Annotated in this window: 13 protein-coding genes; 6 read left to right on the top strand and 7 right to left on the bottom strand. The window is 72.1% G+C overall.

Annotated elements, in window-relative coordinates; translation table 11 throughout:
* Positions 1 to 34 precede the first annotated feature (34 nt).
* The gene (locus O2W16_RS18290; protein ID WP_269160249.1) at positions 35 to 1,327 is read left to right on the top strand and encodes an MFS transporter; all 1,293 of its coding nucleotides are present in this window, start codon (positions 35 to 37) and stop codon (positions 1,325 to 1,327) included.
* Between the two features lie 161 nt (positions 1,328 to 1,488).
* Positions 1,489 to 1,683 (top strand): DUF3046 domain-containing protein, encoded by a 195-nt coding sequence (locus O2W16_RS18285; RefSeq protein ID WP_269160248.1) that lies wholly within the window; start codon positions 1,489 to 1,491, stop codon positions 1,681 to 1,683.
* 36 nt (positions 1,684 to 1,719) lie between these two features.
* Here O2W16_RS18285 and O2W16_RS18280 read toward each other — a convergent pair whose 3' ends face one another.
* Positions 1,720 to 2,577 carry an NmrA family NAD(P)-binding protein gene (locus O2W16_RS18280; protein ID WP_269160247.1) on the bottom strand — a complete coding sequence of 286 codons (858 nt, stop codon included), beginning with the start codon at positions 2,575 to 2,577 and terminating at the stop codon, positions 1,720 to 1,722.
* Between the two features lie 80 nt (positions 2,578 to 2,657).
* On the opposite strand from O2W16_RS18280, the gene O2W16_RS18275 reads away from it, so the two are divergent.
* The 3 genes from O2W16_RS18275 to O2W16_RS18265 all read left to right on the top strand — a co-directional run bounded on the left by O2W16_RS18275 (position 2,658) and on the right by O2W16_RS18265 (position 5,338).
* Positions 2,658 to 3,068: a winged helix-turn-helix transcriptional regulator gene (locus tag O2W16_RS18275; protein WP_269160246.1), complete on the top strand. Its 411-nt coding sequence runs from the start codon at positions 2,658 to 2,660 to the stop codon at positions 3,066 to 3,068.
* A 228-nt stretch (positions 3,069 to 3,296) separates the two neighbouring features.
* Complete coding sequence (gene recA / locus O2W16_RS18270) at positions 3,297 to 4,331, top strand: recombinase RecA (protein WP_269160245.1); 1,035 nt, start codon at positions 3,297 to 3,299, stop codon at positions 4,329 to 4,331.
* Positions 4,332 to 4,597: 266 nt separating this feature from the next.
* On the top strand, positions 4,598 to 5,338 hold the full coding sequence (locus O2W16_RS18265) for a regulatory protein RecX (protein WP_269160244.1): 741 nt from the start codon (positions 4,598 to 4,600) through the stop codon (positions 5,336 to 5,338).
* A gap of 179 nt (positions 5,339 to 5,517) precedes the next feature.
* On the opposite strand, the gene O2W16_RS18260 is transcribed toward O2W16_RS18265, so the two are convergent.
* The 5 genes from O2W16_RS18260 to O2W16_RS18240 all read right to left on the bottom strand — a co-directional run bounded on the left by O2W16_RS18260 (position 5,518) and on the right by O2W16_RS18240 (position 9,550).
* Positions 5,518 to 5,928, bottom strand: a complete 411-nt coding sequence (locus tag O2W16_RS18260) for a hypothetical protein (RefSeq protein WP_269160243.1) — start codon at positions 5,926 to 5,928, stop codon at positions 5,518 to 5,520.
* A 376-nt stretch (positions 5,929 to 6,304) separates the two neighbouring features.
* Positions 6,305 to 7,192, bottom strand: a complete 888-nt coding sequence (locus O2W16_RS18255) for an amino acid ABC transporter permease (protein ID WP_269160242.1) — start codon at positions 7,190 to 7,192, stop codon at positions 6,305 to 6,307.
* Entirely contained in the window at positions 7,189 to 7,836 is a 648-nt protein-coding gene (locus tag O2W16_RS18250) for an amino acid ABC transporter permease (RefSeq protein ID WP_269160241.1), read from the bottom strand. Before O2W16_RS18250 ends, O2W16_RS18255 begins: the two co-directional genes overlap by 4 nt.
* A 77-nt stretch (positions 7,837 to 7,913) precedes the next feature.
* Positions 7,914 to 8,801, bottom strand: a complete 888-nt coding sequence (locus tag O2W16_RS18245; protein ID WP_269160240.1) for a glutamate ABC transporter substrate-binding protein — start codon at positions 8,799 to 8,801, stop codon at positions 7,914 to 7,916.
* A gap of 29 nt (positions 8,802 to 8,830) precedes the next feature.
* Positions 8,831 to 9,550, bottom strand: a complete 720-nt coding sequence (locus O2W16_RS18240; protein ID WP_269160239.1) for an amino acid ABC transporter ATP-binding protein — start codon at positions 9,548 to 9,550, stop codon at positions 8,831 to 8,833.
* A 205-nt stretch (positions 9,551 to 9,755) separates the two neighbouring features.
* Here O2W16_RS18240 and miaB point away from each other — a divergent pair, with 205 nt between their 5' ends.
* Entirely contained in the window at positions 9,756 to 11,219 is a 1,464-nt protein-coding gene (gene miaB / locus O2W16_RS18235) for a tRNA (N6-isopentenyl adenosine(37)-C2)-methylthiotransferase MiaB (RefSeq protein WP_269160238.1), read from the top strand.
* 115 nt (positions 11,220 to 11,334) lie between these two features.
* Here the strand turns inward: miaB and O2W16_RS18230 are convergent, their stop codons facing one another.
* Positions 11,335 to 12,477 (bottom strand): glutathione-independent formaldehyde dehydrogenase, encoded by a 1,143-nt coding sequence (locus O2W16_RS18230; protein WP_269160237.1) that lies wholly within the window; start codon positions 12,475 to 12,477, stop codon positions 11,335 to 11,337.
* Positions 12,478 to 12,498 lie beyond the last annotated feature (21 nt).

Below are 12,498 nucleotides of genomic sequence, written 5' to 3'. Positions count from 1 at the left end.
CCGGTCAGCGGCGACGGTCGGGCACACTCACCCGGTGACCCGACCGTCGCTCGCTCCGCCCGACCAGGCTGTCGTCCAGCGCCGCACGCTGTCGGTGCTGTCGGCCGGGGTGGCCCTCGGGGGGCTGGGGGTGACGATCGGCATCACCGTCGGCGGGCTGCTCGCCCGGGACGTCGCCGGGAGCGACGCCGCGGCCGGGCTGGGGCAGACGGCGAGCGTGCTGGGCGCCGCGCTGATCGCCGTCCCGCTGGCGCAGGTCAGCGACCGGTACGGCCGGCGCGCCGGCCTGTCCCTGGGCTACGGGATCGCGGTCGTCGGCTCCCTGGTCGTCGTCGCGGCCGCGGCGCTGTCCTCCCTGCTGCTCCTGCTCGTCGGCCTCTTCCTGTTCGGGGCCGCCACCACCAGTGGCCTGCAGGCCCGCTACGCCGCCGCCGACCTGGCCGAACCCGAGCACCGCGGCCGCTCGCTGTCCCTGGTGGTCTGGGCGACCACGATCGGCTCGGTGCTCGGGCCCAACCTGGCCGATCCGGCCGACGACCTGGGGCGCGCTCTCGGGCTGCCCGCACTCGGCGGGGCGTTCGTGCTGTCGATCGCGGTGTTCGGGGTCGTCGTCCTCGGGGTGCTGGTGCTGCTCCGCCCCGACCCGCTGCTGCTGGCCCGGCAGCTCACCGCGGCCGACCGTCCGGCTGGTCCGGCGCCGCTGCGATCGGGCTCGGCGGCGGCGCTGCGCGCGGTGTGGGCGACCCCTGGTGGGCGGCTGGGGCTGACCGCCGTCGTCGTCTCGCACGCGGTGATGGTCGGGCTGATGGTGATGACCCCGGTGCACATGGGGGCCGGCCACTCCGACGCCGACGGGACGACATTGCAGGTGATCGGCCTGGTCATCAGCGTGCACGTGGCCGGGATGTACCTGTTCTCCCCGGTCGTCGGCTGGCTCGCCGACCGGGCCGGTCGCACCGCGACGGTCGCCCTGGGCGGGGTGCTGCTCCTGCTCGCCGCCGTGGTCGCCGGCACGGCGCCGCCGGGGGCCGCCCTCCAGCTCGGCACCGGGCTGTTCCTGCTCGGGCTGGGCTGGTCGTGCGGCCTGGTGGCCGGGTCGACCCTGGTCACCGAGGCCGTCTCCACCGAGGTCCGCCCGGCCGCCCAGGGCGCCACTGACCTGCTCATGGGGCTGGGGGCGGCCGTCGCCGGCGCGGTGGGTGGCCCGTTGCTCGCGCTCGGCGGCTTCGGGCTGGTGGCTGCGGTGTCCGCGGTCCTCATCGGCCCGCTGGCCGTCGTCTGGGCGGTGACCCGCGGGCCGCTGGCGGCTCAGCGCCGGTTGAGGTAGTCCCGCCCCAACAGGACCAGCAGCGTGACCAGGGCGAGGACGATGCCGATCTGCAGGATGACGTCCCAGGTGGGCGAACCGGTGCTGGGGACCATGCGCCGAGCGTAGGACGCCGGTGGTGCCCGGCGCACAGGTCACCGCCCGGTGGGTACCGTCGGGGCGTGCGGTTGCAGGAGTTCCGGTCCCGGATGGAGCGCCAGTTCGGTGCGATCCGCGCGCAGAGCGTGGCCAGCGACCACGTCTTCGGCCCGCTGGGTGGGCGCACGCCCGCCCAGGCGATCGAGGCCGGCGTGCCGGTGCGCACCGTCTGGCTGGAGATCTGCAAGGAGTACGACGTCCCGCCGAAGGAGCGCTGAGCTCTCCTCCGGGCCCTCCTCCGGCGGGACGCGGGCTCAGCCCCTCAGGACCGAGCGGACGTGGTCGGCGAGCGGCGTGGTCGGCCGGCGGATGAGCCCGGACAGCGCGGTGCTCCCGGTGTCCAGGGCGCCCTGGGCGATCGACTGGTCGAGGCCGACGACGAACTCGGCGGTCTCCTGCGGCAGACCCTGCCCGAGCAGGAACTGCACGTGCTCCTCCGCGGAGAGGTCGCGGTAGGTGACCTCCCGGCCGGTCTCGGCGGCGACGGCGGCAGCGAGGTCGGCGAGCGTGAACGCCTGGTCGCCACCCAGCTCGACGACGCCCGGCTCGGGCTCCGCCGCGGTCAGGACGGCGACCGCCCCCGCCGCGAAGTCGGCCCGCGTCGCCGCCGCGATCTTCCCCGCGCCCGAGCTGCCGACGACCTCGCCGGTCTCGGCGGCGGTGCGGATCTGCTGGTCGTAGTTCTCCAGGTACCAGTTGTTCCGCAGCACCACCGCCGGCAGGCCGACGTCGGCGATCAGCCGCTCGGTGGCGGCGTGCTCCGGGGCCAGCGGCAGCGGGGTGTCGTCGACCTTCGGTGCGCTGGTGTAAGCGACCAGCCCGACGCCGGCGGCTTTCGCGGCCCGCAGCACGTTGCCGTGCTGGGCCACCCGCTGGCCGACCTCGTTGCCGGAGACCAGCAGCAGTCGGTCGCTGCCCTGCAGGGCGGACTCGAGGCTCGCCCGGTCGCCGTACTCCGCCCGACGGACCTGGACCCCGCGCGCGGCGAGGTCGCCGGCCTTCTCCGGGTCGCGGACGACGGCGACGACCTCGCCGGCGGGCACCCCGGCGTCGAGCAGTCCGGTGACGACGAGCCGGCCGAGCTGGCCGGTGGCTCCGGTGACGGTGATCAAGGGGACTCCTCCGAGTGCTTCCTGCATGACTGGCACTTACGAACAGTAAGTGCATGCCGTCCGGACGGTACTCTGGTGGCGTGCGCGACGCAGGCGAGGGTGTGGTGGAGCAGACGGTCGAGGAGCTGGTGGCCGACGTCTTCCGGCGCGCCTGCACCTCCCGCGAGGCGCTGGAGCACGTGACCGGCAAGTGGTCCCTCCTGGCGCTGTCCGCCCTGGCCGAGTCGCCGCACCGGTTCGGTGAGCTGCGTCGCCGGATCGAGGGCGTGAGCGAGCGGATGCTGGCGCAGAGCCTGCAGACCCTGGAGCGGGACGGCTGGGTGCACCGCGAGGTCCGGTCGGCGATCCCCCCGCACGTGGAGTACCGACTGACCGAGGACGGTGCCGCCCTCGTGCCGCACCTGCTGGCGCTCATCACCTTCGTCGAGGGCCGGATGCCCGCCGTCCACGCGTCCCGGGCCGCGGTCGACGAGGTCCGCCCGCCGCGTTGACCCCGTCGCCCCGGGCGGTCTGCGGTGCCGGTCGAGGGCGTTGCCGGAGGGTGCGGGTCGGCGTGACGCGCCGAACCGGCGTGTCACTGGATTCGAACAGGTGTTCGGCATACCGTGGCTCCACAGGTCCGGTGTCTCTCCACAGATGTGCCCGGTCCGCGGAAAGTGTCAGACCCCGGCCCTAGCGTCGGCAACGACCCGCTACAGCGACATCCGAAGGTGGCCACCATGGCAACGCTCGACCGCGACAAGGCCCTCGACATGGCCCTCGCCCAGATCGACAAGCAGTTCGGCAAGGGCTCCGTCATGCGCCTGGGCGACTCGCCCGAGGTCGCCATGAAGGTCATCCCCACCGGCTCCGTCGCCCTCGACATCGCCCTCGGTGTCGGCGGCCTGCCCCGCGGCCGCGTCGTCGAGGTGTACGGCCCCGAGGCCTCCGGCAAGACGACGGTCGCCCTGCACGCGGTGGCCAACGCCCAGGCGGCCGGCGGCATCGTCGCCTTCATCGACGCCGAGCACGCCCTCGACCCCGACTACGCCCGGGCGATCGGCGTCGACACCGACGCCCTGCTGATCAGCCAGCCCGACACCGGTGAGCAGGCGCTGGAGATCGCCGACATGCTGATCCGCTCCGGGGCGCTCGACCTCATCGTCGTCGACTCGGTGGCGGCCCTGGTGCCCCGCGCCGAGATCGAGGGCGAGATGGGCGACAGTCACGTCGGTCTGCAGGCCCGGCTGATGAGCCAGGCGCTGCGCAAGATCACCGGTGCGCTCAGCAACTCCGGCACCACCTGCATCTTCATCAACCAGCTGCGCGAGAAGGTCGGCGTGGTCTACGGCTCGCCCGAGGTCACCACCGGTGGCCGGGCGCTGAAGTTCTACGCCTCGGTGCGGCTGGACATCCGCCGGATCGAGACCCTCAAGCAGGGCACCGACGCGGTCGGCAGCCGGGTGCGGGTGAAGGTCGTCAAGAACAAGGTGGCCGCCCCGTTCAAGCAGGCCGAGCTCGACCTCATCTGGGGTCATGGCTTCAGCCGCGAGGGTGGGCTCATCGACATGGGCGTCGAGCAGGGCTTCGTCCGCAAGTCCGGCGCTTGGTACACCTACGAGGGCGACCAGCTCGGCCAGGGCAAGGAGAACGCCCGCACCTTCCTGCGGGACAACCCCGACCTCGCCGACGAGATCGAGAAGAAGATCAAGGAGAAGCTCGGCATCGGGGTCGTGGCCGCTGCGGCCCCGGCGGACGCACCGGCTGACTTCTGATCCCGCCGGTGTCCGATGCGCTGACCGATGGCGGGCCGGGCAGCGACGGCTTCGGGGACGACGCCGGACCGGCCGGTGACGGAGGTCGCCGGTCCGGTCGGCGTCGTCCCGGTCCGGGCAGTGCCGGGATCGGCGGTGCCCGGACTGGTGGAGATCCATCCGACCGGTCCGAGTCCGGTGGCCGCCGTAAGCGTGGCGGTCGCAGCTCGGGTCCCCAGTGGAGCCGTACGTCGGCGGACGCCGACGAGTCCGATGGGCCGGCCGAGATGGAGGACCCCGAGGCGGTCGCCCGGGGGATCTGTCTTCGGGCGCTGACCGGAACCCCCAAGACCCGCAAGCAACTGGCCGACCTGCTGGCCAAGAAGGACGTGCCCGACGAGGCCGCGGCCGCGGTGCTCGACCGCTTCACCGAGGTCGGGCTCATCGACGACGCGGCGTTCGCGGCCGCCTGGGTCTCCACCCGGCAGTCCGGTCGCGGCCTGGCCCGGCGGGCACTGGCGTCGGAACTGCGGGCCAAGGGCGTCGACGGCGAGGTCGCCGCGGCCGCCGTGGCCGAGGTCGACCCGCAGGACGAGTGGGACTCCGCCCGGCGGCTGGTCGAGCGCAAGCTGCCCTCGATGCGCCGACTCGACCGGGTGACGGCGGAGCGGCGCCTGGTCGGCATGCTCGCCCGCAAGGGCTACGGCGGCGGGCTGGCCGGCTACGTGGTCCGGGAGGCCCTCGACGGCCTCGACGACGAGCTCTCCGACGACCCGCCGGGGGCACTGCCAGCTGCCGGCCCGGGAGGCCAGCCTGCGCCGATCGAGACGTCCAGCGAACCGGACCCGGACCTCGTCGCACCGGTGCCGTGGTCACGCGAGCGCTCGGCTGCCCGTGCTGCTGCCCGCGCTCGCGCCACCGGTGGCGAGGAGGCCGACGTGGGCGGCGAGGTGGGGGAGGGGCTGGCCCGGTCGATCGGCCGGTTGCGACCGCCACCGGACTCACTGCCGGTCGACGACCTGCCCTGAGAGCCTGAGCCGGGTGTCCACCCGGCCGCCGCTGTCCGCAGAACGCAGATCAGCCGATGCGACGATCTTCGCATCGGCTGATCTGCGTTCGGGGATCTCGGTCCCGCCCCGGGGCAGGGTGGACCGGTCGGCGCCTCGTGGGTGGGGTGAGCCGGACGATCAGTGCCCCGGATGGTCGCTCAGCGGTTCAACCAGGCGGAGATGTCGATGGCCACGCCGTCGGCGGCCTCCTCGTCCGGCATCAGCCAACGCCGGCTGCGCTCCTGCCCGGCCCGCAGCCACAGCTCGATCGCGGTGTCGAACTGCGACATGGTGACCTCCTTGCCCGCGAGCGAGCTGGACGGGCCCAGGAAGGTCACGTCGGTCTCCTGTCCACCGACGTACAGCAGCACCACGCGGCAGCGAGAGCGACGGTGCCGGGCCGGTGGCACGGCCTCTCGGACGATCGCCGAGTCCGCGCCGGCGGCGGCGGCGAACCGGCGTGCGCTGGCACGCAGCTTGCTCACGAAGATCTGGGTGGTGGTGGCCAGGTCGTCGTCCTCGTCGAGGTCCAGGTGCATGTGGCGGGGAGCAGCGGCGGTGGAGGTCACGCTTCTCATCTCGGCAGCCGGCGGGCGGGAACGAACCGGCTGAAGGTGCCAAGCGCCGTGCCGCACCAGGGCAGACCTGCCCGCCGAGGAGGACCGGGGCACGCCCGGGACTTGGGCACCCCGACGGCACCCGACGCGCCGGCCCGGCCCACGCCCGGGCCTGCTCAGCCGCCGCATCGTGCGACGGTTGGAGCCGGTCCCGGGCGTCGCACCGGCCACCCGCCCGCCGTACGACGCACGGGGCCGGACACCGCCGGTCGACAGTACGGCTGCCCGGCGCGTCCTGCACGCCCTCATGGGGGTGGCATCGGAGCCGGGGTCGGTCCCACCCGCCGGCGCCCCGACGGTCCGGCGCGCAGCGGGACCGGGTCGAACGCTAGATGCCGGTGGTGGTGGGCGCGTTCTCGTCCGGCATCCGGATCGGCTCGGTCGCGACGGTGGCCTTCTGCCGGCGCCCGCGTCGTTCGACGTACTTGGCCAGCTGGGAGAGGAGCACGTTGACGATGATGTAGATCAGCCCGGCGCCCACGTACAGCTGGAAGGTGTACTGGTCGCCGAACCGCGGGATGAAGAACTCGACCAGGCTGCGGGCCTGCCGCAGCAGCTCGAAGTAGCCGATGATGAAGCCCAGCGAGCTGTCCTTGAGCAGCACCACCAGTTGGGCGATGAGCACCGGGAGCATCCGGCGCACGGCCTGGGGGAGCAGCACCAAGGTCATCACCTGGGACTTGCGCAGCCCGATGCCGAAGGCTGCCTCCCGCTGCCCCTTGTCGATCGACATGATCCCGGCCCGGAAGATCTCGGCCAGCACCGCCATGTTGTAGAGCACCAGTCCGCCGGTGAGCGCGGCGTAGGCGCTGAGCCGGATGCCGAAGCTCGGCAGGATGAAGAACAGCGCGAAGATCACCACGAGCAGTGGGATCGCGCGGAAGAACTCGATGACCGTGGTGACCGGGATCCGGACCCAGCTGTGGTCCGACAGGCGGCCCGCTGCCAGCAGCAGCCCCAGGAGGGTCGCGAAGACCATCCCGACGAGGGCGACCTGCAACGTGCGCAGCAGCGCCTCACCGAGCGCCTGGGGCACGCCGCTGGCGGGGTCGAAGAGCACGGCCCAGCGCTGCGGGTCGAGCTGGTCGTTGCCTGCCAGGCGGAGCAGGACGAAGCCGACGATCGCCAGCACCACCAGCGCGCCGACGGCGGAGCCGATGCGGATCCGGGCCTGGGCCTTGGGGCCGGGCACGTCGAACAGGACCGGAGCGCTCATCGCAGGATCGCCACCCGTCGCTCCACCCGGCTGATCGCGTAGGCCGAGGGCAGCGTGATCAGCATGTAGCCGACGACGACGGCCACCAGGACCAGCACCAGCTCCCCGGCGTTGGCGTTGGACAGACGCTGCATGGACGCGGTCAGCTCCGAGACCGCGAAGCCCGCGGCGATCGAGGTGTTCTTCACCATGGCGATCCAGACGTTGCCCAGCGGCGGGACGACCGACCGGAAGGCCTGCGGCAGCACCACCTCGCGCAGCGACTGGCCGAAGGTGAGCCCGATGGCGCGTGAGGCCTCGGCCTGGCCGGCCGAGACGGCGTTGATGCCCGAACGGACCGCCTCACAGACGAACGCGGCGGTGTAGAGGCCGACGGCGAGCACCGAGCCGGTGAAGAAGCCGACCGAGAAGTCGATCTGCGGCAGCCCGAAGATGATGAAGAAGAAGACCACCGTCAACGGGGTGTTGCGGAAGGTCTCGACGTAGAAGGTGGACAGCCCGCGCAGCGGGGGGATGGGGCTGACCCGGAAGGCCGCCAGCGCGGTGCCCAGCACCAGGGCCAGCACGCCGGCGAGCAGGGACAGGCTCAGCGTCGTGAGGAAGGCGTCCCACAGCAGCGGGAAGTTGTCGATCAGGAACTGCACTGCGCCTCCTCTCGAGGCCGGGGGTGGTGCGGGGCTGCCGGGCGGGGTCGACCCGCCCGGCAGCCCTCACGGGACGATCAGTAGCGGTCGACGGCCGGCGGCTCGGGGGCGTCGGTGCCGCTGATCGCACCAGCGGTCTCGTCCCACGCCTCCGCCCAGGCGCCGGACTCGTAGGCCTCTTCCAGGGTGTCGTTGATGAAGGCCCGGAACTCGTCGTCGCCCTTGGGGATGCCGATGCCGTAGGGCTCCTGGGTGAAGGGGTTGCCGACCAGGTCGAACTCGTCCGGGCTGCCGGCGACGATCCCGGTGAGGATGACGTTGTCCGTGGTCACGGCGTCGACCTGGCCGTTGGCCAGTGCGTCGGCGCACTTGGAGTAGACGTCGAACAGCGTCAGCTGCGCCTCGGGGTAGTTGGTGCGGATCTCCTCCGCGGGCGTGGAGCCCTCCACCGAGCAGACGTTCTTGCCCGCGAGGTCCTCGGGACCTTCGATGCCCAGCGGGTTGCCCTCGGCGACCATGATGTCCTGCCCGGCCTCGTAGTACGGGCCGGCGAAGTCGATCCGCTGCTTGCGGTCGTCGTTGATCGTGTAGGTGGCCACGACCATGTCCACGTTGTCGTTCTCGATGAACTGCTCACGGTTGGCCGACACGGTCTCGGTCCAGGTGATGTCCTCGGCCGCGATGCCGAGCTCGGCAGCGATGATCTTGGCGATCTCGACGTCGAAGCCCTCCGGCACCCCGGACGGGTTGCGCAGCCCGAACCCGGGCTGGTCGAACTTGGTGCCGACGGTCATGGAGCCGGCCTCGGCGAGCTCGGCCATCGTCGTCCCGGCCTCGAAGTCGACCTCCTCGGCGAGCTCGGGGGCCTCGGCGGCCTCTTCGACGGTGTCGCCGGCCTCGCTGGAGCAGGCGGTCATGAGGATGCCGGCGGCCGCGACGGCGGCCGCGTAGCGGGTGATGCGCATGGAGGGTCCTCTCGTGGGTGTGCGGGTGGTCAGTGGTTCAAGATCTTGGAGAGGAAGTCCTTGGCCCGGTCGGAGCTCGGGTTGGTGAAGAACTCCTCCGGGGTGGAGGACTCGACGATGCGGCCGCCGTCCATGAACACGACGCGGTTGGCCGCCTTGCGGGCGAAGCCCATCTCGTGGGTGACCACGACCATCGTCATGCCGTCCCGGGCCAGGCCCACCATCACCTCGAGGACCTCGTTGATCATCTCCGGGTCGAGCGCCGAGGTGGGCTCGTCGAAGAGCATCACCTTCGGGTCCATGGCCAGCGCGCGGGCGATCGCGACGCGTTGCTGCTGACCACCGGAGAGCTGGGCGGGCACCTTGTCGGCCTGGGCGCCGACGCCGACCCGGTCCAGCAGCTCGCGGGCCCGCTTCTCGGCGTCGGCCTTGGACTGCTTGCGCACCTTGATCGGGCCGAGGGTCACGTTCTCGAGCACCGTCTTGTGGGCGAAGAGGTTGAAGCTCTGGAACACCATGCCGACGTCGGCGCGCAGCTTGGCCAGCTCCTTGCCCTCGGCAGGCAGCTGCTGCCCGTCGATGGTGATCTCACCGTTCTCGATCGACTCGAGACGGTTGATCGTGCGGCACAGCGTCGACTTGCCCGAGCCGGACGGCCCGATGACGACGACCACCTCGCCCCGGTCGATCGACAGGTCGATGTCCTGTAGGACGTGCAGTTCGCCGAACCACTTGTCGACGCCGGACATGCGGACGAGAGGCTCTCCGGTCGGACGTTCGGTCACAGCGGGTGACCCTAGGTGGCTCCCGCCCCAGTAACGTCGCGAAGCCATCACGAAGCTGTAACGAAGCTCCGGATGAGCCCTGAGTTCACCCGGTCGAGGTCCTGCCGGTCACCAACCGGAGTCGTCGGCGTGCACCGGGTGCGGCTGGCGCCCCCGTACGATCCCGGTGGTGAACGGCAAGACCTACCTCGTGCGCACCTACGGCTGTCAGATGAACGTGCACGACTCCGAGCGGCTCTCCGGCCTGCTCGAGTCGGCCGGGTACTCGGCAGCTCCCGAGGGCACCGACGCCGACGTCGTCGTGCTCAACACCTGCGCCGTCCGGGAGAACGCCGACAACCGGCTCTACGGCAACCTGGGGCACCTGCGCCCGGTCAAGGACGCCCACCCCGGCATGCAGATCGCCGTTGGCGGCTGCCTGGCGCAGAAGGACCGCGGCGAGATCGTCCGGCGCGCGCCCTGGGTCGACGTCGTCTTCGGCACCCACAACGTCGGGTCGCTGCCGGTGCTGCTCGAGCGGGCCCGGCACAACGCCGAGGCCCAGGTGGAGATCGTCGAGTCGCTGGAGGTCTTCCCCTCCACGCTGCCGGCCAAGCGGGACTCCGCGTACTCCGGCTGGGTGTCGATCAGCGTCGGGTGCAACAACACCTGCACGTTCTGCATCGTCCCGGCGCTGCGCGGCAAGGAGAAGGACCGCCGTCCCGGCGAGATCCTGGCCGAGGTGCAGGCCCTGGTCGACCAGGGCGTGCTCGAGGTGACCCTGCTCGGCCAGAACGTGAACGCCTACGGCGTCGAGTTCCGCGAGCGCGGCGCGTTCGCCGACCTGCTGCGCGCGACGGGGCGGATCGAGGGCCTGGAGCGGGTGCGCTTCACCAGCCCGCACCCGCGGGAGTTCACCGACGACGTCATCGCGGCGATGGCGGAGACCCCTGCGGTCTGCCACCAGCTGCACATGCCGCTGCAGAGCGGGTCGGACGACGTGCTGCGCCGGATGCGCCGCGGCTACCGGCAGGACCGCTACCTCGGGATCATCGACCGGGTGCGGGCCGCGATGCCCGACGCCGCGATCACCACCGACATCATCGTCGGGTTCCCGGGCGAGACCGAGGCGGACTTCGAGCAGACCCTGGAGGTCGTCCGGCAGGCGCGCTTCGCCAGCGCCTTCACCTTCCAGTACTCCAAGCGCCCGGGCACCCCAGCCGCGGAGATGGACGGGCAGCTGCCCAAGGACGTCGTCCAGGAGCGCTACCTGCGGCTGACCGCGCTGCAGGAGGAGATCAGCTGGGCCGAGAACCGGGCGCTCGTCGGCCGGCCGGTCGAGCTGCTGGTCGCCGCGGGGGAGGGCAGCAAGGACGCCGCCCGCGGCCGGCTCTCCGGCCGGGCCCGGGACGGTCGGCTGGTGCACTTCACCGCCGCCGACGGCGTCCGGGCCGGGGACGTCGTGGAGACGGTCGTGACCGCCGCGAAGCCGCACTTCCTGGTCGCCGACGGCGCGCTGCTCTCCCATCGGCGGACCCGGGCCGGCGACGCCAGCGAGGCCGGCACCCGCCCGACCACGCCCGGCGTCACGCTGGGCATGCCCGGGATCGGTGTCCCGCCGCCGCTGCCGGCAGCCGTCCCGGCCTGCAGCTGACACCACCGGGCCCGCGAGGTCCCGGACGGACGAAGGACCGTCCCCCTGCACCGGTATCGGTGCAGGGGGACGGTCCTCGATCAGGTCACCGGGTGGGACGTCCCGGTGGGGTGGGTCAGCTGCCCGGGTGCAGCAGCACCTTGGTCCAGCCCTGGTCCCGGTCGTCGAAGCGCTGGTAGCCCTCCACGGCCTGGTCCAGGCCCAGCTCGTGGCTGGTGATCAGGCCCGGGTTGGCCTTGCCGTCGATGATCAGGTCCCGCAGCTGCCGGTTGTAGCGCTTGACCGGCGCCTGCCCGGTGCCCATCGACTGGCCCTTCGTGAAGAAGGTGCCGAACTGCCAGGGGATCCGGCCCTCCTTGGCCAGGTCGCTGGTCGCGCCCGGGTCCTGCGGCACGTAGACGCCGACGACGCCGATCCCACCGGTGGACCGGACCACCTGGACGAGGTTGTCCAGCACCAGCTCGGGGTGCTCCTCGCCACCGGAGTCGTGCGCCTGGTAGCCGACCGCCTCGACGCCGCGGTCGACACCGCGCCCACCGGTGGCCTCCAGCAGCTGCTCCACCGGGTCACCGGCGCTGAAGTCGATCGCGGTGGCCCCGTACTTCTCCGCCAGGGCCAGGCGGTCGGTCTCCTTGTCCACGACGAAGACCTCGGACGCGCCCCGGATCATGGCGCTGTGCGCGGCCATCAGCCCGACCGGGCCACCGCCGAACACCGCGACCCGGTCGCCGACCTGGAAGCCGGACAGCTCCACCCCGTGCCAGCCGGTCGGGAAGATGTCCGAGAGCATCGTGAAGTCGTTCTCGTGCTCGGTGCCCTCGGGCAGGTGGAGCAGGTTGAAGTCCGCCCACGGCACGCGCAGGTACTCGGCCTGCCCGCCGTCGTAGGGGCCCATGTTGGCGTAGCCGTAGGCCGCGCCGTCCATCCCCTCGGTGGGGTTGGCGCGCAGGCAGAACGACGTCCAGCCGTCGGTGCAGTTGCGGCAGGTGCCGCAGGCGATGTTGAACGGGACCGACACCCGGTCGCCGACCTTGATCCGGTCGACACCGTCGCCGACGGCCTCGACGACGCCCATGTTCTCGTGGCCGAGGACCTTGCCCTCCTCCACGGAGGTGCGGCCCTCGTACATGTGCAGGTCCGACCCGCAGATGTTGGTGGTCGTGATCCGGATGACCGCGTCGGTGGGCGCCTGGATCGTGGCGTCCGGCACCTCCTCGACGGCGACGTTCTTGGGGCCTCGGTAGACGATGGCCTTCATGGTGGTGCTCCTTCCCTGAGG

The sequence above is a fragment of the Modestobacter sp. VKM Ac-2984 genome (assembly GCF_026967985.1).
Lineage (GTDB): Bacteria > Actinomycetota > Actinomycetes > Mycobacteriales > Geodermatophilaceae > Modestobacter.
Note: the sequence above shows the minus strand (reverse complement) of the source record. Positions and strands in the feature narration are given on the sequence as shown.

What these genes read in the sequence shown, in the direction of transcription:
- recA (WP_269160245.1), top strand. Translation starts at nt 3,297, where the DNA reads ATGGCAACGCTCGACCGCGACAAGGCCCTCGACATGGCCCTCGCCCAG.
- O2W16_RS18265 (WP_269160244.1), top strand. Translation starts at nt 4,598, where the DNA reads ATGGAGGACCCCGAGGCGGTCGCCCGGGGGATCTGTCTTCGGGCGCTG.
- O2W16_RS18255 (WP_269160242.1), bottom strand. Translation starts at nt 7,192, where the DNA reads ATGAGCGCTCCGGTCCTGTTCGACGTGCCCGGCCCCAAGGCCCAGGCC.
- O2W16_RS18245 (WP_269160240.1), bottom strand. Translation starts at nt 8,801, where the DNA reads ATGCGCATCACCCGCTACGCGGCCGCCGTCGCGGCCGCCGGCATCCTC.
- O2W16_RS18240 (WP_269160239.1), bottom strand. Translation starts at nt 9,550, where the DNA reads ATGTCCGGCGTCGACAAGTGGTTCGGCGAACTGCACGTCCTACAGGAC.
- O2W16_RS18230 (WP_269160237.1), bottom strand. Translation starts at nt 12,477, where the DNA reads ATGAAGGCCATCGTCTACCGAGGCCCCAAGAACGTCGCCGTCGAGGAG.